The 18,829-nt window shown below is 74.4% G+C and carries 14 protein-coding genes; 3 read left to right on the top strand and 11 right to left on the bottom strand.

Annotated elements, in window-relative coordinates:
* Positions 1-2: 2 nt before the first annotated feature.
* The 6 genes from BG452_RS02775 to BG452_RS02800 all read right to left on the bottom strand — a co-directional run bounded on the left by BG452_RS02775 (position 3) and on the right by BG452_RS02800 (position 5,758).
* Positions 3-1,394, bottom strand: a complete 1,392-nt coding sequence (locus BG452_RS02775) for an amidase (protein ID WP_188302509.1) — start codon at positions 1,392-1,394, stop codon at positions 3-5.
* Positions 1,381-1,620 carry a hypothetical protein gene (locus BG452_RS02780; RefSeq protein ID WP_188302510.1) on the bottom strand — a complete coding sequence of 80 codons (240 nt, stop codon included), beginning with the start codon at positions 1,618-1,620 and terminating at the stop codon, positions 1,381-1,383. The genes BG452_RS02775 and BG452_RS02780 overlap by 14 nt, the downstream gene beginning before the upstream one ends.
* Before the next feature lie 63 nt (positions 1,621-1,683).
* Positions 1,684-2,616: an MBL fold metallo-hydrolase gene (locus BG452_RS02785; RefSeq protein WP_188302511.1), complete on the bottom strand. Its 933-nt coding sequence runs from the start codon at positions 2,614-2,616 to the stop codon at positions 1,684-1,686.
* Positions 2,617-2,659: 43 nt separating this feature from the next.
* Positions 2,660-3,880 carry an MFS transporter gene (locus tag BG452_RS46895; RefSeq protein WP_188302512.1) on the bottom strand — a complete coding sequence of 407 codons (1,221 nt, stop codon included), beginning with the start codon at positions 3,878-3,880 and terminating at the stop codon, positions 2,660-2,662.
* Between the two features lie 76 nt (positions 3,881-3,956).
* A complete protein-coding gene (locus tag BG452_RS02795) occupies positions 3,957-4,541 on the bottom strand; it encodes a TetR/AcrR family transcriptional regulator (RefSeq protein ID WP_188302513.1) in 585 nt (194 codons plus the stop codon).
* A 218-nt stretch (positions 4,542-4,759) separates the two neighbouring features.
* Complete coding sequence (locus tag BG452_RS02800; RefSeq protein ID WP_223241672.1) at positions 4,760-5,758, bottom strand: terpene synthase family protein; 999 nt, start codon at positions 5,756-5,758, stop codon at positions 4,760-4,762.
* Positions 5,759-6,236: 478 nt separating this feature from the next.
* Between BG452_RS02800 and BG452_RS02805 the strand changes: the two genes are divergently transcribed.
* A complete protein-coding gene (locus tag BG452_RS02805; protein WP_188302514.1) occupies positions 6,237-7,016 on the top strand; it encodes an SDR family oxidoreductase in 780 nt (259 codons plus the stop codon).
* 47 nt (positions 7,017-7,063) lie between these two features.
* Here BG452_RS02805 and BG452_RS02810 read toward each other — a convergent pair whose 3' ends face one another.
* Entirely contained in the window at positions 7,064-7,387 is a 324-nt protein-coding gene (locus tag BG452_RS02810; protein ID WP_188302515.1) for a DUF6296 family protein, read from the bottom strand.
* Positions 7,388-7,636: 249 nt separating this feature from the next.
* Between BG452_RS02810 and BG452_RS02815 the strand changes: the two genes are divergently transcribed.
* Positions 7,637-9,169: an acyl-CoA synthetase gene (locus tag BG452_RS02815; protein WP_188302516.1), complete on the top strand. Its 1,533-nt coding sequence runs from the start codon at positions 7,637-7,639 to the stop codon at positions 9,167-9,169.
* 19 nt (positions 9,170-9,188) lie between these two features.
* Here BG452_RS02815 and BG452_RS02820 read toward each other — a convergent pair whose 3' ends face one another.
* Together BG452_RS02820 and BG452_RS47570 are read right to left on the bottom strand one after the other, a co-directional pair.
* Entirely contained in the window at positions 9,189-11,279 is a 2,091-nt protein-coding gene (locus tag BG452_RS02820; protein ID WP_223241673.1) for a HelD family protein, read from the bottom strand.
* A 547-nt stretch (positions 11,280-11,826) separates the two neighbouring features.
* Positions 11,827-13,029 carry a helix-turn-helix domain-containing protein gene (locus tag BG452_RS47570; protein ID WP_188302517.1) on the bottom strand — a complete coding sequence of 401 codons (1,203 nt, stop codon included), beginning with the start codon at positions 13,027-13,029 and terminating at the stop codon, positions 11,827-11,829.
* A 154-nt stretch (positions 13,030-13,183) separates the two neighbouring features.
* Between BG452_RS47570 and BG452_RS02830 the strand changes: the two genes are divergently transcribed.
* Positions 13,184-14,857 carry an FAD-binding dehydrogenase gene (locus tag BG452_RS02830; protein WP_188302518.1) on the top strand — a complete coding sequence of 558 codons (1,674 nt, stop codon included), beginning with the start codon at positions 13,184-13,186 and terminating at the stop codon, positions 14,855-14,857.
* Positions 14,858-14,860: 3 nt separating this feature from the next.
* Here the strand turns inward: BG452_RS02830 and BG452_RS02835 are convergent, their stop codons facing one another.
* Positions 14,861-15,655, bottom strand: a complete 795-nt coding sequence (locus BG452_RS02835; RefSeq protein ID WP_188302519.1) for a hypothetical protein — start codon at positions 15,653-15,655, stop codon at positions 14,861-14,863.
* 226 nt (positions 15,656-15,881) lie between these two features.
* On the bottom strand, positions 15,882-18,662 hold the full coding sequence (locus BG452_RS02840; RefSeq protein ID WP_223241674.1) for an SdrD B-like domain-containing protein: 2,781 nt from the start codon (positions 18,660-18,662) through the stop codon (positions 15,882-15,884).
* Between the last annotated feature and the right edge of the window lie 167 nt (positions 18,663-18,829).

The following is an 18,829-nucleotide window of genomic DNA, read 5'->3' on the forward strand; positions in this document are numbered from 1 at the left end:
GCTCAGGCCGCGGTGGCGAGTGTCCGGGCCGGCCGCGTCTGCTCGTAGGCGTGGCCGACCCGCAGGAGGGCGGGCTCGCCGAGGGGCCGGCCGAGCAGCTGCATGCCGATGGGCAGGCCCGCGGAGTCGTGGCCGACCGGAACGGTGAGGGCGGGCACTCCGGTGATGTTGGCGGGGGCGCAGAGGCGTACGTAAGCGTCGGAGACGCCCTCGACGGTGCCGTCGGGCCAGGTGACCGTCGCCTCCTCGGCTCCGACCGCGGTCATCGGGACGCTCGGGGCGGCGATCACGTCGACCTCCTCCAGCATCCGCGCCCACTCGGCGCGCATGAGCGTGCGGGAGCGCTGCGCGCGCAGGTAGTCGCCGGCGCTCATCAACTCGCTCGCCTCCAGGAGGATCCGGACGTCGTCCTGGTACAGCTCGGGGACCGCGCGCAGGCTGCCTTCGTGGTAGGCCCCGGCCTCCGGCACCATCAGGCCCCACTGGGTGGCCTGGATGTAGCGGGTCATCGGGATGTCGACCTCGACGAGCTGTGCGCCCAGGGCTTCCAGCTGCCCGATGGCGTGCCGGACGGCGGTCTCCACCTGCGGGTGGACGTGGTCGAAGTAGTAGGTGCGCGGCAGACCGACGCGCAGCCCCGTCAGGTCGGGGCCGGCGGCGGGCCGGTAGTCCGCGGCGGGCGCGGGCAGCGAGGCGGGGTCGCGCGGATCGTGTCCGGCCAGCGCGGTCAGCACCAGGGCCGCGTCCTCGGTGGTGCGGGTGATCGGGCCGACGTGGTCCAGCGACCAGGACAGGGAGGTGACGCCGTGCCGGGGGACGAGACCGTAGGTCGGCTTGAGGCCGACCACCCCGTTGAGCGCGGCGGGCACCCGGATCGAGCCGCCGGTGTCGGTGCCCAGGGCGAAGGTCGCGGTGCCCGACGCGACGGCGACCGCGGAGCCTCCGCTGGAGCCGCCGGCGACCCGGCCGCCGTCCCAGGCGTTGCGGGTCTGCGGGGTGGTCAGGCCGAACGCGAACTCGTGGGTGTGGGTCTTGCCGAGCAGGATCGCGCCGGCTGCGCTCAGGCGCGCGGCGACCGTGCTGTCCGCTGCCGCGCGGTGGTCGGCGCGGACCCGGGAGCTGGCCGTGGTGGCCATCCCGCCGACGTCGATCAGGTCCTTGAGCCCCATCGGGATGCCGTGCAACGGTCCCCGGTAACGGCCGTGTGCCGCTTCGTGTTCGGCTTCACGCGCCGCCCGGCGCGCCTGCTCCGCGGCGACCGTGACGTAGGCGCCGAGGTGCGGCTCCACCGTCTCGATGCGTTCGAGGACGGAGTCGACCAGTTCGACGGGGGACAGTCGCCGGGCGCGGATCGCGTCCGCAGCGGCGGCGAGGGACAGCTCATACGGCTGCATCGGGCTTCTCCTCTGCGGAGTGGTGGGAGGCGGCGTGAGGGGCGGCGGCACGGTAGGCGGCGGCGGGCGGGACGTCCGCGAAGTCCAGCTCGCGCAGCACGGCGACCACGCCGTGGATGTGGTCGGCGACCGCGGCGACCGCGGCGTGGCGCTCGGCGGGCAGCACGAGTCCGGCGCGGGCGGCCCAGCGGGCCGCCTCCGGTGGTGTGAGTGCGACGGCGGGCACGGAGGTTCTCCTTCTCGGTCGGGGGTGGAGCGACTCGGGGGCGGCCGGAGGCCGGGCGCGCGGTCAGGCCGCAGTGGCCGGGATCCCGGTGCCCGGCTCGGCGTGCAGCCGGTAGCGGCCGTTCTCCCGGCGGACGGTGCCGGCCGTGGGCCGCGGGAAGTGGGTGCCCAGGAGCAGCGCGTCGGTGTCCGCCAGGGCGTCGAGCAGCCGGGCGCGGGTGCGGACCGCCTGGGCGGGGTCGATGTCGACGCAGCTGTTCACGTGGGGGTGGGACAGCTGCACGGGGTGGTGGATGCTGTCGCCGGTGATCAGCGCGCGGCGGTCGCTGCCGCGCAGCTCCACGGCGACCTGCCCCGGGGTGTGGCCCGGGGCGGGGACCAGGAGGACGCCCGGCGCGACCTCGCGCCCCTGCTCGGGCACGTCCACGAGGTCGTACTGTCCGGCGTCGCGGACGGGGGTGACGGAGTCGCGGAACATCTGGGTGCGGGCCTCGTCCAGGTCGGTGGCGGCCCAGTGGTCCCATTCGGTGCGGCTGGTGAGGTAGCGGGCGTTGGGGAAGGTGGGGACCCAGTCCTGGCCGGCGAGGCGGGTGTTCCAGCCGACGTGGTCGGTGTGCAGGTGCGTGGTGATCACCAGGTCCACGGACTCGGGCGGGAAGCCGGCCGCCGCCAGGCGCTGCGGGAAGTCGGTGTCCAGGCCGTTCCAGGCCGGGTTGGCGCGCGGCTTGGCGTTGCCGATGCCGGTGTCCACGACGATCCGCAGTCCGCCGGCCTCCACCGCGAAGCTGTGGCTCGCCAGGCGGGGGACGTCGGCGTCGGCGAAGTCGGGGCGCAGCCACGACGCCTCGTCCAGCACTTCCCTGGTGGCGTCCGGCAGCAGCCAGGGTCCGGTCTGGCGCGGCAGTTCGATCTCGTCGACGCGGTGTACGGCGATGTCGCCGAGGCTCCATCCCGTGCTCGTGGCGGGGGCGGCCGGGCGGGGTGTGGTGGTGCTCATCGGTGGTCCTTTCGGCGGGGCGGGGCGGGAGGGCTGGTCGTGGTCAGGCGGTGCGCGGCCGCCGCGCGGCGCGGGTGAGGCCGATCAGGGCCAGTAGGACGACCGTCACGGCGTAGAGCGAGAGGGCGGTCCGCAGGCCGTAGCGGTTGGTCAGCAGGCCGGCGAGGACGGCGGGGACGCTCATGGCCAGGTAGCTGAGGACGTAGTAGGCGGCGAGCGTGCCGGCGCGTTCGTCCGGGGCGGCCGGGGGCAGCAGCAGGCGCAGGGCGCCCTGGGTGACGGCGCCGAACCCCGCGCCGGCCAGGGCGGTGCCGGCGAACAGGGCGGGCAGGCTGTGCAGCTGGGGGCCGCTCAGGGTCAGCAGGACCCCCGGTATCAGGAGCGCGGTGCCGGCCAGGCTCACGGTGCGGGCGGGCAGGGCCCGGGCGGTGTGGCCGGCGAGGCCGGCCGCGGCCGTCAGGGTGAGGAAGACCAGGCCGCCGGTGGCGCGGGCGGCGTGCGGGTCGATGAGCCGGGCGAGCGAGGGGCCGAGGGAGGAGTAGAAGCCGCCCAGCGCCCAGGCGGCGACGATGCCGGGCGCGGCGAGCGCCATGGCGGGCCGGGAGGCGGGGGCGACGGCGATCGCGGGGCGCAGTGAGCGCCAGGCCCCGGGGTGGGGGCGGGCGGTCTCGGGGGTGCGCAGGACGGCGGCGGCCTGCGCGGTGAAGAGCAGGAGCAGTAGCAGGTAGACGGTGCGGGTGGGGGCGGGGGCGTACTGCGCGAGGGCGGTGGCGGCCAGCACGCCGACCGCCATGCCTGCCACGGGGGTGATGCCGTTGGTGACCGTCGCCCGGCCGGGGTGGTCGGGGTCCTCGAAGTCGAGCAGGGCGGCTCCGGCCGCGCTGGTGGCCACGCCGGTGGCCAGGCCCTGGAGGATCCGGGCGGCGATCAGCGCCGGCACCCCCTGGGCGGTGGCGAAGACGGCCATCGCGGCGGCTTCGGCCAGCAGCGCCCCGGCGAGGACCGGGCGCCGGCCCAGGTGGTCCGAGAGCGTGCCCGCCGTCAGCAGTGCCACCAGCAGGGCGAGCGCGTAGGCGCTGAACACGACGGTGAGCGTCATGGCCGAGAAGTGCCAGGCGTTCTGGTAGAGCGCGTAGAGCGGGGTCGGTGCGCTGGAGGCGGCCAGCAGCGCGACCAGGACCGAGGCGTGCAGCCGGAAGGCGCCGTGGTGGCTCAGCACCGGCAGGTGGCGGGGGCGGGACGGCAGGGCGGTGACACTGGTCATGGAAGCACCTCTGAGCCTTAAGGCGAATGCTTTGCGTTAAGCACTCTAGGCACCCAGACCCCTAAGACGCAAATATTTAGCTTTTAGGTGCCGGAGGAGGCGCGGTGCGGCCGAGCGCCGCCGCGACCAGGCGGTCGGTGTAGGCCCTGGAGAGGTCCGAGGAACGGAACAGGATGCGGTACATCAGGGGGGCGACGAGGACGTCCAGCAGGGTCTCCACGTCGGGCACGGCCTCCCCCCGCCCGGCCGCGCGCACGCCGACGGCCTTCAACTGGTCGGCGGCGTAGTCGGAGCAGCGGGCCGCGTTGCCCTGCCCGGGGTCGCCCAGCAGGGCGTCGCGGATGTAGGTGCGGCCCGCCGTCGAGTCCATCTCCTCAGCGAACTGCACGGCCCACGCCTCCAGGTCCGCCCGCAGGCTGCCGTGATCGGCCGGCGGGGTGTCGGGACGCAGCCGCTCGACGGCCACGTCGGACAGCAGTTCCCGCAGGTCCCCCCAGCGCCGGTAGACCGTCGACGGCGTCACCCCCGCGCGGGCGGCGATCAGCGGCACGGTGAGCGCCTCCCGCCCCACCTCCGCCTCCAGGTCACGGACGGCCTGGTGCACGGACTGCTGGACGCGGGCGCTGCGCCCGCCGGGGCGTGTGGTCGCTCGGGAAGTCATGCGCACAGCTTAATGCGAAGAAGTTGCGTCTGCCCGGGCGCAGACCCCGGAAGGCAAGCCGGCCGCCGGCCGAGGTCATCCGCACCGGCCTCGGTCGCACCGGGGACGAACAGGTTCGTTGAATCGAACGGGTCGATCGAATCCATCCTGGACCGACCGCTTGTCGGCCGGATCCGCCCGGGCGGCCCGGGCGGCGCGTCCCGCGCGACCCGCGCCCGCTACCGGGGAGTGAAGACGTCCGACCCGGTCGCCCCGCTCGGCCCGGGCACCGCCTCCGGGTCCGGCCGGTAGCGCTCGGCACGGGCGTGGTACTCGAAGTCGCCGCGCAGCAGGGAGCGGTGGTGCTCGGCGTAGAGCTGCACCGCGGCGCGGATCGGCTGGGTGGCGCCGGCGGCGGCCAGTTGCGCGGGCAGCTGCCGTTCGACGCAGGCGGCCCGTAGGGCGTCGACCTGGGTGACGGCCTCCTGCACCGTCCCGCCCTGGTGGTGGCGCAGGACGAAGACGGCGTTGTGGTAGTAGCCGGCCGCACCCTCCTTCCGGGCCGAGCAGATGTCGTTGTAGAGGGCGATGTGGTCGACCACCGCGCCGCGCAGGGCGACCAGCGCGGGCAGGCGGCGCATGTGGTCGGGCAGGTCGATGGCCGGCGGGGTCTCGAAGAGGTCCAGGAACATCCCCATGCCGATCGAGTGCCGGCGGTGGGTGAGGTAGTCCTCGGGCAGCGGGGTGTGGCCGGCGCCGCGTTCCACGGCCTCGCGCCAGTACGTCCACAGCCAGGCGGTGACGTCCTCGCGGAAGGTGCGGTGCCAGGAGGGCGACCGGCCGACGCGGGTGCGCTGCCACAGGTCGGCCAGGGCGAGCGCCGCCGGGCTGGTGGGGCGCCGGCCACCGTTCAGGACGCCGGTCAGTTCGTCGATGGCCGCCCGGCTGCGGGCGAGGTCCTGGCCGCAGCCGTCGTCGTCGAAGGCGTCGTCGACGACGAACGCCCAGAACGTCCACTGGCAGCGCAGCGTGAGCGGCCCCACCTCGGCGGTCGGGTCGGTCAGGGCGCACCACAGCTCGGACTGGGTGCGTCGCATCCGGCGGCGCACCTCGGGTGAGGAGCACAGGCCGAACTCCTCGGCCCAGGCCCACATCCGTAAGCCCGCCTCGTCCTGGTACGGGTTGCCGCCGGTGGAGGGGAAGGGCATCCGGAAAGCGGGAAGGGTGATCTGGTCCATGGCGCGCGTGCTCCTGTCTGGTCGGGGCGGCACTGCGGCCGGGGAACCTTCCGACAGTTTGTTCGCACTGTCCAGCGGCGGCCATGCTCGATACCCGCTGGAGTATCGCCGCGCGGTGTGCCCACCGCCGCCCGTCCTCCCCCGCGGGCCGCACGCTCCGGCCCCCGAGCGACCCCGGACGGGAACTCCACCCGGGGCGCCCGGAGCCCGAACCGGGCCGGGCCGGGCCAGGCCAGGCCAGGCCAGGCCAGGCCAGGCCAGGCCAGGCCAGGCCAGAGGCAACGAACTGCTGCCGCAGCGCAGTTGAACACCCGACGGAACGCCCCCGCACACCGGCGCGGCACAGTCGGGGCAGCACAGTCGGGGCGGCGGCATCAACCCGCCGACGCCGGGCAGGGATGAGGGGTTGTCCGGCATCGGGCCGGCGACCCGGCCCCGGCCCCGGAGTCGGCCGGGCGACACGAGGGGAGCGTCGACCATGGGCGAACTGGACGGCAGGACGGCACTGGTGACGGGCGGCTCACGCGGGATCGGGCGGGCCGTCGCACTGCGGCTCGCGGCCGACGGGGCGTTGGTCGCGGTGCACTACGGCGGCGACGAGCAGGCGGCCATGGAGACCGTGGGGCTGATCGCCAAGGCCGGCGGCCGGGCGTTCGCGGTGCGGGCCCGGTTCGGCGAGAGCGACGCGCTGGACCGGTTGTTCGAGGGCCTCGGCGCCGAACTGGCGGAGCACGGCGAGGACGGGCTGGACATCCTGGTCAACAACGCGGGCATCCACCTGGCCGGTTCGATCGGGCAGATCACCGAGGAGGAGTTCGACCGGGTGATGGCGATCAACGTGCGCGCGCCGCTCTTCGTGATCCAGCGGTCCCTGCCGCTGCTGCGGGACGGCGGGCGGATCGTCAACGTGGCCTCGGCGGCCACCCGGATCAGCTCCCCGCTCCAGCTCGGCTACACCGTCAGCAAGACGGCGCTGGCGGCGTTCGCCGCCCCGCTCGCCAATGAGCTCGGCCGGCGCGGGATCACCGTCAACACCGTCAACCCCGGCGTGATCCTCACCGACATGACCTCCGCGTGGACGAGCGCCCCGCAGGCGGTGGCCGGGCTGGAGTCGATCACCGCGCTGGGCCGGATCGGTCAGCCCGAGGACGTCGCGGACGTCGTCGGCTTCCTGGCGGGACCGCAGGGCCGCTGGGTGACCGGCCAGACCGTCGACGTCTCCGGCGGCACCTACCTCGGCCCGATCCCGCCGGCCTGATCCGCCCGGCGGCTCGCCCCGCGGCCCGCCCGGCGTCACACCCGACGTCACGCCCCTCGTGACGCCCCTCGTGACGCGATGGGCAGCCGCTCGGCGCGGTCCGAAGTCGGCACGGCGCGGTCGGGCAAGGGCACGGCGTGCAGACAGGGGTGCCGCAGGGCACTGTCCGCAACCACACCGTCCGGAGCCGCCAGGACGGTGGCCACCTCGCCGGTGATCTCCACCCGGAGGCCGCCGTCGGGGCTGGCCCAGACCGGCCCGCCACCGGGCCCCAGGGTGCCGGTGGCGCGCACCACGACGACGTCCGGCGGGGCGTGCCCGCCGATCGGCCCGGGCAGGGTCACCGCGTAGCGGCGTTCAAGGCTCTTCATGGCCGGCCTCCTGGTCGGAACTCCCCGCCCGTATCGTCGATTCTCCTCCGACCCAGGGTGGATGCATACGAACGGTTACGCTCTTGGCGCCATTCGGCGCGGGTCGTGGCAGCCCGCCCGGGAGCAGTGGATACCCGCCGCGCCTACCCGGCCGCTCCCACTCCACACCCCCGGGCCCTGGTGCGTACCGTCCGGAGTGGGCAGGCTGCTCCTACACCCCGCACCGACCACGGAAGCGAGACGGCGAGCATGATCGACGACCCCCGGGCCGGCACCGTCGACGGGCTGCTGCGCCGCAGCGCCCGCCGCGCGCCCGACCGCACCGCGCTCACCTTCGGCGACCGCGGCTGGACGTACCGGCGGCTCGACGAGGCGGTCAGCCGGGCGGCCGGACACCTGCTCGGGCTGGGCCTGCGCCCCGGCGACCGGGTCGCCGCGTACGGACGCAACTCCGACGCGTACGCGATCGCCTTCCTCGCCTGCGCCCGCGCCGGGCTGGTGCACGTCCCGGTCAACCACGCCCTGACCGGCGAGGAGCTGCGCCACCTGCTCGGCCAGTCCGGAAGCCGCGCGGTGCTCACCGACCCGGCGCTGGCGGCGGAGGTCGAACGGGTCCGGGACGGGCTGGGCGTCGCACACCTGGTACCGCTGCGGGACGACCCGGCCGGGCTGCTCGAAGCCGCGCTGGACGGCCCGGTGCCCGAACTCGGCACCGGCGTGGCCGACACCGACCTCGCCCAGCTGCTCTACACCTCCGGGACCACCTCCCGGCCGAAGGGCGCGATGATGCCGCACCGCGCCCTGGTGCACGCCTACCTGTCGAGCATCCACGCCCTCGACCTGCGCGAGGACGACCGGCCACTGATCTGCATGCCGCTCTACCACTCGGCCGCCCTGCATGTCTTCCTGCTCCCCTACCTCGCGGTCGGCGCCTCCGTCCTGCTGCTGGAGGCGCCCGACATCCCCGAACTGCTCCGGCGGATCGAGAGCGACCGGATCGGCTCGCTGTTCCTGGCGCCGACGGTGTGGGTGCCGCTGGCCCACCACCCCGACCTGGACCGACGCGACCTCTCCTCGCTGCGCAAGGCCCAGTACGGCGCCTCGATCATGCCGGTGGCGGTGCTCGACCGGCTGCGCGCCCGCTACCCGCGGGTCGGCTTCTACAACTGCTTCGGCCAGTCCGAGATCGGCCCGCTGGCCACCGTGCTGCGCCCGGAGGAGCACCCGGACCGGCCGGCCTCCTGCGGCCGCCCGGTGCTGTTCGTCGAGACCCGGATCGTCGACCGGGACGGCGCCGAGGTGCCGCCCGGCACCCCGGGCGAGATCGTCTACCGCTCCCCGCAGTTGTGCCTCGGCTACTGGGACGCGCCGGAGCTGACCGCCGAGGCGTTCCGGGGCGGCTGGTTCCACTCCGGGGACCTGGTCGTCGCCGACGCGGCCGGCTACCTGACCGTGGTCGACCGGATCAAGGACGTGATCAACACCGGCGGGGTGCTGGTGGCCTCCCGGGAGGTCGAGGAGGCCCTCTACAGCCACCCCGCCGTCGCGGAGGTCGCGGTGATCGGCGCACCCGACCCCACGTGGATCGAGGCCGTCACCGCCTTCGTGGTGCTCCGGCCCGGCTCCGCCGCACCCTCGGCGGCGGAGCTGGTCGCCCACGTCCGGAGCCGGCTGGCGCCGTTCAAGGTGCCGAAGAGCGTCGTCTTCGTCGCCGAACTGCCGCGCAACCAGAGCGGCAAGCTGCTCAAGCGGGAACTCCGGGCGCGGCTCACGGCCGGCTGAGGCAGTCCCTTCGGGCCCGCTACGCCCCTGCCCCGCGGACGGCGACCGTGCACAGCCGCTTGGTGGCGCGGGTCAGGGCGACGTACAGGTCCCGTTCGCCCGCGGGCCGGGCCGCGACGATCCCGTCCGGGTCCACCACGACGGCCTCGTCGAACTCCAGGCCGCGCGCCTCCGACGCCGGGACCAGCCGGGCGTACTCCTCGGCCCCGGCAGCCGCCAGTTCCGCCATCCGGCCGTCCGCGCAGACGACTCCGAGCAGCTCGCCCGGATGCGCGGCGGACTGCGCCCGCAGCTCGCGGAGGAGTTCGCCGACGAGCCGCTCCGGGGCCACCGCGACGGACCGCGGCTCGTCACCGTGACGGATCGACCGGACCGGGGGCTGTTCCGGGGCGATCCGGCGGAGCAGTTCCCCGGTGGTGGCGAGGATCTCCTGCGTGGTCCGGTAGCTGACGGTCAGCGTCCGCAGGTCGAAGCGCCGGCCGAGGTGCGGGGCGAGCGCGTCGTTCCAGTCCCGCGCGGTCGCCGCCGGGCCCGCCTGCGCGAAGTCACCGACCAGCGTCATCGACCGGCCCGGGCACCGGCGCACGACCATCCGCCACTGCATCGCCGTCAGCTCCTGCGCCTCGTCGACGACGACGTGCCCGAAGGCCTGCTCGGGCGGCCCGTCGACCAGGCCCGCCGCCTCGTCGAGGAGCGGCACGTCGGCCTCGGTCCACGGCGCGCCGGGCGTGCGCAGCAGCGACGCCCGCTCGTCGTCGGTGAGGTGCGGCAGGTGCGCGGCCAGCGCGTCGGCGTCGGACAGCAGGGCGTCGACGACCCCGCCGGGCACCAGCCGCGGCCAGATCTCCTCGACGGCCCGGTCCAGGTGCGCGTCGTCCAGGAGCGCGGCCCGGACCGCGTCGGCGTCGAACTCGTCGGCCCCGGTGGAGGGTTCGCCGTCGACACCGAGGTTGCGCAGGTCCCGGGCCGCCATCCGGTCGAAGTCGACTCCGGTGAGCTGGGCGACCTCGGCGTCGATGCGCTCCAGCGCCTCGGCCGTGCCACGGGCCAGCGCGCCGGTCAGAGCGTCCACCAGCAGCTCCAGGAACAGCCGGCGCGCCCGGTTGTGGGCGAGTCCGCTCGCCCGCGCCGCCTCGCGCACCCCGGCGACCTCCCCCTCCTCCAGGCGGACCCACTCCTGCCCGACCCGGACGGTGAAGTCCCCGCCGGGCGCCTGCCGCGCGCGGACCGACCCGGCCAGCGCGACGGCCAGTTCGGCACCGCCCTTGAGGCGCGCCACCCCGAACCGGTCCACGGCACCCGGCCGGACGCCGGCCAGCTCCTCGCACGTCGCCAGGACGACGTCGTTCTCCCCGAGCGAGGGCAGCACCTGGGAGATGTACTCCAGGAAGCGCGCGTTCGGCCCCAGGACCAGCACGCCGCGCTCGGCCGCCTTCGGGAACGCGTACAGCACGTACGCGGCGCGGTGCAGCGCCACCACCGTCTTCCCGGTGCCCGGTCCGCCCTGCACCACCGTCACCCCGCGGTGCGACGACCGGACGATCGCGTCCTGCTCCACCTGGAGCGTGGCGACCGCCGTCCCCATCCGACCCGTGCGCCGCTCCCGCAGCGCCGCCGCCAACGGACCGTCACCGACGACGTCCCCGGGGGCCGGCTCCGAGCCGTCCAGCAGTTCGTCGCTCACCCCGACCACCGTGCGGCCCGCCAGGCTCAGATGACGGCGCCTGCGCAGCCCCAGCGGGTGCACCGGCGTCGCCTCGTAGAAGGCCCGCGCCGCCTCCGCCCGCCAGTCCACCAGCAACGGCAGCTCGTCCTCCTCCCGTTGCAGGCCCAGCCGCCCGATCCGCAGCACCGTCCCGTCCGCGAGGTCGATCCGGCCGAAGACCATTCCTCCCTCGGCGCCCTCCAGCCGGCGCACCTCGCCCGCCAGTCGCCCGGCCGCCACCTCCCGCTCGTACACCTCGCCCGCGCTGTCGGCCGCCGACGCGAGCACCCGGCCCAGCTGCGCCCGCGCCCCGGCGAGCCGCTCGTCGAACAGCTCGCCGATGACGGACACCTGCACCCGCTCCAGCTCCACCTGCTGGACGGCATTGCCCTGGATCTGCGACAAGAAAGAACCCCCTCCTCGATTCGACCCACCACTATGCAGAGCAATTCCGGGAAAGTAAATATTGACTGTCCGGCACGGATGTGGCCTTCGATTTCCGGCACCGCGGTTTTCCGGGGAATTCCGGAACGGCCGGCCGGGCAGCTCCCCGGGCCCCGCGAATACGCCCTCTCCGCCCCGGGCCGGGGCGCCGCCGGCCGCCCGAACGCGCCCGCGACCAGCGGATCCTGTGGCCAGGAGCGCCCGCCGGCCGGGCCGCCGGGGAGCTGTCCGGTCGCTCGGGCGGAGGCGGCGGAGAATGGCGGGCCGGGACTTGTCGGCCCATGAGAGGACATCCGCCGCCGCGCATTCGGAAAGGTGGCCGCACGGTGTCCCGGCCGGTCCGGCGACGCTTCACGCCATTGCGCTTCCGGGACCGCTCCTTTTGTGCCGCTCCTCACCGGAGCCCGGTGGCCGTCCGCCCCTGCGGCCCTGTCCGCGCGGACGGGCGGCCACCCGGCCGGGCCTCTGCGCAGACCGGGCGGCGGTCGCGTGCTCGGGCGGACAGGGCCTAACCGGCCAACAGGGCGGTCTGGAAGACGAACCGGTTCCACGGGGTCCGTGGGTCCCGGCCGGTCACGGCGGCCAGGCGGCGCAGCCGGTAGCGGACGGTCTGCGGGTGGAGGTGCAGCCGGGCGGCCGCTCCGGCGGCGCCGTCGGAGTAGATCACGGTGTCGAGCGTCCGCCGGGTGGACTCGTCCCGCGCGAGGCGGCCGAGCACGGCTTCGGTGACCCGCGCGGGGTCGGCGTCCGGGTGCCCGGTCACCAGGGCCACCACCTCCAGGTCGCCGCGGTCGAGCACCCGGCGCTCGGTCCACACCAGCGGCGAGGCGTGCCGGACGCCGTGGACGGCGAGCCGGTAGGCGCGCGGCGCGGTGGCGGCGGTGACCCCGGTGAGCAGGGCGCCGGTGAGTCCGTGCCCGGCCGCCAGGCGGTCGAGCGCCGCCGCGTCGACGGCCTTGGCCAGGGCGACCCCGACGCCGTCCATGGTGGTGTGCAGCGAGGTGAGTTCGAGGTCGGCCGCCTCCCCCGCGGCCCGGGCGTCCAGGGCGGCGGCCACCAGGGCCGCCGCGCTCTCCGGGTCGGTGGCCGCCGGGGAGAGCACCATCAGGTCGAAGGCGGCCGGCAGTTCCGCGTCGAGTTCGCGCAGCCGCGCCCGCAGGGTGCCGGCGTGGCTCTGCCGGCCGAGCAGCAGGTCGGTGAGGAGGCCGCGCAGGGAGCGTTCGCGGTCCTCGCTGAGGCCGCGCCCGGTGGACTCGTAGCCGTCGAAGATCGCCTCGGAGGACTGGTCGAGCACGGTCAGCCACACCCGGGCGAGCGCGCTGAGGTCGCGCACGGTGACAGCGTCGGCGAAGCGCTCGCCGACCCGCTCGAAGAAGGCCAGCGCGGCCACCCGGTAGGCGCGCAGCACAGCCGCCAGCGGACGGGCGTCGCGCGCCCGGACCGCGCCGACACCGCGGAACATCCGGATGTCCTCGGCGTCCAACGCACCGTCCACAGCCCAGAGTTCGAGCACCCGGCGGAGCGTCCAGACGATGATCGAGCGGACCTCTTCGAGCTGGCGGGCGTCGAGGTTGGCGTAGGCCGGGATCTCCCGGGCGATGGCGGCCATGAAGGCCTCGACCATGCCCGGCTCGTCCGCCAGGATCAGCGCCACCGCGCCGTGCCGGTCCGGCAGGGGCGCAGCCTCGCCGTGCGCCGACCCGCCCGCCACCGACGGATCGGTTACCGACGGACCTTGTGCCGATGGCACAGTCTTCTTCATCACCACCTGACAAGCCTAGTGTCGGCGCCCACGGCCCGCCCGTGACCATGGGACGGCACGGCCGTCGCGCCCGGGCGACGGCGACTGCCCGAGGGAGTGCTGCATGCCGTTCCAGCCTGAGGTGATCGTGGTCGGGGCCGGCCTGGCCGGACTGGTGGCGGCCCATGAGCTGGCCAAGGCCGGCCGGCGGGTGCTGGTGGTCGAGCAGGAGAACCGGCGGAACCTGGGCGGCCAGGCGTTCTGGTCGCTGGGCGGCCTGTTCTTCGTCGACAGCCCCGAGCAGCGCCGGGCCGGGATCAAGGACTCCCTGGAACTGGCCCGGCAGGACTGGTTCGGCTCGGCGGGCTTCGACCGGCTCGACGACGACGACCGCTGGGGCCGGGAGTGGGCCGAGGCGTACCTGACCTGGGCGGCCGGCGGCAAGCGCGGGTACCTGCGCGAGCTGGGCCACCGGGTGGTGCCGCTGGTGGGGTGGGCCGAGCGGGGCGCGGGCTCGGCGACCGGCCACGGCAACTCGGTGCCGCGCTTCCACATCACCTGGGGCACCGGGCCCGGCGTGGTGGAGGCCTTCCTGCGCCCGGTGCTGCGGGCGGAGCGCGGCGGGCTGGTGCGGTTCGCCTTCCGGCACCGGGTGGACGAGCTGCTGACCGGGGAGGACGGTGCCGTGGTCGGCGTCCGGGGTGCGGTGCTGGTGCCGGACGACGCCGGGCGCGGGATCAGCTCCTCGCGCGAGGTCACCGGGCCGTTCGAGGAGCGGGCGGCGGCGGTCGTGGTGACCTCCGGCGGCATCGGGCACAACCACGCGCTGATGCGCGCCAGCTGGCCCACCGAGCGGGTCGGCCCGGCCCCCGAGCACCTGATCTCCGGCGTGCCCGCCCATGTCGACGGCCGGATGCTGGCCATCAGCGAGCGGGCCGGCGGCCGGGTCGTCAACCGCGACCGGATGTGGGCCTACACCGAGGGCGTCCACAACTGGGACCCGGTCTGGCCGGACCACGCCATCCGGATCCTGCCCGGCCCCTCGTCCATGTGGTTCGACGCGCAGGGGCGCCGGCTGACCGGCATGTCCGGTGTGCCCGGCGCCGACTCGATCGGCGCGATGCAGCAGATCCTGGCCACCGGCCACGACTACTCGTGGTTCGTGCTGACCCAGTCGATCATCGAGAAGGAGTTCGCGCTCTCCGGCTCGGAGCAGAACCCCGATCTGACCGGCCGTGACCTGAAGTTCGCGGTGAGGAGCAGGCTGGCGAAGGGCGCCCCCGCACCGGTGGAGCGGTTCAAGCGGCACGGCGTGGACTTCGTCGTCGCCCGGACCCTGCCCGAACTGGTCGCCGCCATGAACGGGATCGCGCGCGGCCCCGCGCTCGACCCGGCCGACATCGAGCGCCAGATCGTCGCCCGCGACCGGGAGTTGGGCAACGAGTTCAGCAAGGACGTACAGGTGATGGCGATCCGCAACGCCCGCCGCTCGCTGACCGACCGGATCGCCCGGGTCGCCAAACCGCACCGGATCCTCGACCCGGCCCACGGCCCGCTGATCGGTGTGCGCCTCAACATCCTGTCCCGCAAGACCCTCGGCGGGCTGCAGACCGACCTGGACTCCCGGGTGATCGGCGCGGACGGCGCCCCCGTCCCCGGCCTCTACGCCGCCGGTGAGGTGGCCGGGTTCGGCGGCGGGGGCGTGCACGGGTACAACGCGCTGGAGGGCACCTTCCTGGGCGGCTGCATCTTCTCGGGGCGGGCGGCCGGTCTGGCGATCGCCCGCGGCCGCACCTGACCGTCAGCCGGTGAGCCAGGGTGCCTCGGGGAGCTTGGCGTCGGCGTTGCGGCCGGAGAAGTCCACGGTGGTCGGCGTGCCCAGGCCCGCCATCCGCATGGTGACCCGGCGCAGCGTGCCGTCGGCGTCCACCCAGTAGGTGAGCGGCGAGCGGTTGCCGTCCGGCGCGGCGCCCTGGGCGCGCGGGCCGGCGAAGCGGTCGTAGCCGCGGCCGTCGATCCGGTCCTGGCCGAGCCAGCGGGCGCCGGACTGGGCGAGCAGCAGCGGGTTGTCCGGGCGGTCGGCGCCGACCTGGGTCAGCAGTTGGAGGCCGGCGTCCAGCGGGTCGGCGGTGTAGGAGCGCGGCGACCAGCCGCTGCGGGGCACGCGTTCGGCCTGCTCCCAGGCCGGGCTCCGGTCGCCCGCCGGTTCGGGGGCCAGGCCCAGGCCGCCGGTGTCCCAGATCACCAGGCCGTGGTCCAGCTGGCCGCCGCCGGCGCCGGTGGACTGGTAGCGGCCCACACCCCGGTGGGTGCGGTAGTCCACCACGCCCTCGACCCGGATCCGCACTCCCCCGCCCTCGTCGGCGGTGAGCACCACCCCGACCGGGCTGGCCTGGTAGAGGTTCAGCCGGGACACCGCCAGCCGGGCGGCCTCCTCGGTGGTGACCGGCCGTTCCGAGGCCCCGGCGGAGACGGCCCGGTACGCGACGAACCCCCCGGCCGCGGCGGCGCACACCGCGGCCGCGATCAGCGCCGTCAACCAGTGGGGCGGGCGGCGCCGGGGCGGGCGGGCGGCGGCCTTCGTCTTCCGGGCCATGCGGTCGTGTTCTCCGATCCGTCGTTCGGGGCGTTCGGGGCGTTCGGGGCGCTCGGGAGGTTCGCGTCAGCGAGGGTACTGCGGGTGGTGCGAGTGCTGCGGGTCGAGTAGGTGGTGCGCGTGCTGCGGTCAAGCACGGGAACCGGGCGGGTTCGCGGTCCTCGCGGTCCGCGGACCCGCCCGGTCCGGGTGTCACCCCGTCAGGACGGGATGGCGGTGGTGCCGGCTAGCGGTGCTGGGCCCGGCGGCGGCGCACCAGCACGAACAGTGCCGTGCCGAGGGCGATCAGCGCCGCGGCGCCGGTCGCGATCAGCGGAATCCCGCTGCTCGCACCGGTGTGCGGCAGTTCGCCGCCGGGAGCGGGCGCCGGTGGGGCCGGCGTGCTCGGCGGGGTGGTCGGGGTCGGCGTCGGGGTAGGCGTCGCCGACGCGGTGGGCGTCGGGGTGGGCGTCGGGGTGGGGATCAGCTTGTTGACGGCCGTGACGCTGACCCCGTCCTCCAGGTTGTCGGCGGTGAGCACCAGCGGTCCGAAGACCGTGTTGTCGGGCGCCGAGTAGCCGTCGGGCGGGCTCAACTCCTGCCAGTAGTACGTCCCGGGCAGGCCGGTGCCCTGGCAGATGCCGTCGGCGCCGGTCGTACAGGGATCACCGACGGGCGTGTCCGGCTTGGTCCCGGCGGTCTGCAGACCGTCGGTGCCGTTGGTCTCGTGCCACAGCTGGAACTTGGCACCGGCCAGCGGCTTGCCGTCCTGGTCGTTCTTGACCAGCTTCAGCGCGCCTTCCTGCTGGCGGTAGCCGAAGTCGAAGGTGTGGTCGTTCTCGCCCGGTCCGCCGGTGGTCAGCGCCCGTTCGGGGAACGTGGCGCCGGCAGGGACGATGCCCTTGGAGTCGACGAAGTGGTTGTCACCGACGTCGTGGTCCGTGGGCACCCAGTGGTAGAGCGGGCCGCCCTTGGCGTAATCGGCGGGGTTGTCGATCCGGATGGTGTACTTGGTGTGCGGCTTGAGGCCCCCGGCGACGTCGCTGTCGTCGAAGTAGTACTCGCCGCGCGGAGTGGTCTTGGTGGTGCCGACCACCTTGCCCGACTCGTCGTACAGATTGACGGTGGCGCCCTTGACCGGGGTCTGGCCCGGGTTCTGGATGCCCTTGCGCTCGGGGTCGTACCAGACCCGGTTGCCGATCTGCAGCGGTGCCTGGTCGCAGAGCACTTCGAGGTCACCCATCGCCGCGCCCTTGCCGAACGGCGAACTGGTCGCCGCCGGGGTCAGCCGCAGGCCGAACTTCGGGTCGTGGCTGCCGTCCTGGCGCTCCATGAAGGAGGTGCCGTAGCCGACCGGGGTGTGGTCCGGGTCGAAGGCGGAGGCCGCGATGGTGCTCTCGACCTTGGACAGTGCGATGCCCGCGAACACCGTGTTGTGGTGGCCCACCTCGTCCCAGCCGGTGGAGAAGAACCGGGCGCCGCGGACGGTCTTGCCGCAGCCGAGGTTGACGTCCATCACGTACATGCCGTTCGACGGGCAAGCCTTGTCGAGGTCACCGCCGGACATCACGGTGGCCGAGTTGGGCGCCGGGGCACCCGGACCGCGGTCGGCGAAGCGGTCCTTGAAGGCCAGCAGCATCGAGCCGTCGGTCTCGAACAGGATCTCGCCCAACTCCGGTTCGGGGAACGCGATGGTGGCGATGTTGCAGGGCTTGCCGTTCTGCGAGGACGAGATGCTGTTGCTCCACGGGAACCAGCCCGCCCCGTCGCAGGTGCCGGTGCCGACGGTGGACTGCCGCGGGTAGTCCATCGGCTGGTCCAGCACCGGCTTGCCGAACGCCCCGGTGCCGAGGTCGAACGGCAGGACCATGGCGCGCACGTCGGTGAGCTTGCCGGTGGACTGGCCGGAGCAGACCCCGCCGAGGAAGCCGGTGCCGTCCTGCATGCCGAGGCCGAACGGCCGCCAGTCGCCGGCCGCCGGGCAGCCCGGGTCCGGGATCGGGTAGACGCCCTTCGGCGCCGAGGCCGTCGCCGCGGTGGCGTCGTAGCGGTAGAGCTTGCGGTCGTTGAGGTTGACGACGAACAGGTCCTTGCCGTCGTCGGTGATCTTGATGCCGCCCAGGCTCTCCTTTCCGGGCACGTCGAGGAAGGCGTCGTCCGTCCCCGGCCCGTGCGCGGTGCTGCCCGCGTTCGGGACGGTGGTGAAGACGGTCGTCTTCTTCGCCGCCAGGTCGGTGACGTAGATCCCGCCGGAGCCGCCGGGGCCGTAGTCGGTGGTGCGCTTGGCCGTCGCCGCGGAGAACACCCGCTTGTCGGCCTTGTTCCACGCGATGCCGAAGATGGTGCCGGTCTCGGCGTCGGTGGCGAGGTTCGTCGCGACGACGTCCTTGCCGGGGCCCTCCTGCCCGCGCGCGCTGTACGGGAAGGACACCAGGGTGCGCTGGGTGCCGCCCTGGTAGGTGGGGGTCTGGCAGGCGGTCACCAGCGGCGCGTTCTTCTGGCAGTAGTCCGCCGGGTTCCAGAGTCCCGTGGTGTAGGAGACGTTCTTGCCCCCGCTGAGGTCGACGAACTCCTCGTTGGAGCTGAGCTGGTTCGGCGCGCCGTCCAGGCCCTGGCGGGACGCGAAGGCCGGGAACAGCACGCCCGGCTTCGGATTCACCACCTGGACCCGGTACTTCCCGCCGGTGGCCTTGCTCGTGGCGGGCGCCAGGGTGACCGTGCCGTCCGCCGCCGTGGTGCCGTCGATCGAGACCCCGGCGTCGTCGGTGAGCGTCACCTTGACGCCCGCCATGTTCGGCTCCAGCGCGGGCGTCCATGTGCCGGAGTTGTCCACGGCCCGGATCACCCGGACCGTGACCGTCCCGTCGCCGGTCTGCGAGACCGCCGACGGGACCGCCGCCAGCGAGCTGCTGCCGACGACGATGGCGAGCGCCGCGATGCGGCCCACGGCGCGGCGGCCGGGCAGGCCCGACCGTGACCGGCCCGGGCCGCGCGCGGCGCCGTTCATCAGTTCTTTCGTTGTCTTCATCCCTGCTCTCATCATCTGAAGAGCCCAAATGGCCCGCCTACAGGAGCGAGCCCACAGCGTGGCCTGAAACCGCCGTGATTAACGTGAGCTTAAAGGGAATTCACCCAACCGGGTGGCCGATCGTGGAACTTTGATGAGCTGTCAGACGTATCCACCACGGCTCTCCT

The organism is Streptomyces sp. CBMA123 (assembly GCF_014596465.1).
Taxonomy (GTDB): Bacteria; Actinomycetota; Actinomycetes; order Streptomycetales; family Streptomycetaceae; genus Kitasatospora.

Bases quoted from the DNA above. Each gene is read 5' to 3' on its own strand.
- BG452_RS02795 (WP_188302513.1), bottom strand. From the start codon at position 4,541: ATGACTTCCCGAGCGACCACACGCCCCGGCGGGCGCAGCGCCCGCGTC.
- BG452_RS02800 (WP_223241672.1), bottom strand. From the start codon at position 5,758: ATGGACCAGATCACCCTTCCCGCTTTCCGGATGCCCTTCCCCTCCACC.
- BG452_RS02840 (WP_223241674.1), bottom strand. From the start codon at position 18,662: ATGAAGACAACGAAAGAACTGATGAACGGCGCCGCGCGCGGCCCGGGC.
- BG452_RS02835 (WP_188302519.1), bottom strand. From the start codon at position 15,655: ATGGCCCGGAAGACGAAGGCCGCCGCCCGCCCGCCCCGGCGCCGCCCG.
- BG452_RS46895 (WP_188302512.1), bottom strand. From the start codon at position 3,880: ATGACCAGTGTCACCGCCCTGCCGTCCCGCCCCCGCCACCTGCCGGTG.
- BG452_RS02830 (WP_188302518.1), top strand. From the start codon at position 13,184: ATGCCGTTCCAGCCTGAGGTGATCGTGGTCGGGGCCGGCCTGGCCGGA.
- BG452_RS02815 (WP_188302516.1), top strand. From the start codon at position 7,637: ATGATCGACGACCCCCGGGCCGGCACCGTCGACGGGCTGCTGCGCCGC.
- BG452_RS02805 (WP_188302514.1), top strand. From the start codon at position 6,237: ATGGGCGAACTGGACGGCAGGACGGCACTGGTGACGGGCGGCTCACGC.
- BG452_RS02785 (WP_188302511.1), bottom strand. From the start codon at position 2,616: ATGAGCACCACCACACCCCGCCCGGCCGCCCCCGCCACGAGCACGGGA.
- BG452_RS02775 (WP_188302509.1), bottom strand. From the start codon at position 1,394: ATGCAGCCGTATGAGCTGTCCCTCGCCGCCGCTGCGGACGCGATCCGC.
- BG452_RS02810 (WP_188302515.1), bottom strand. From the start codon at position 7,387: ATGAAGAGCCTTGAACGCCGCTACGCGGTGACCCTGCCCGGGCCGATC.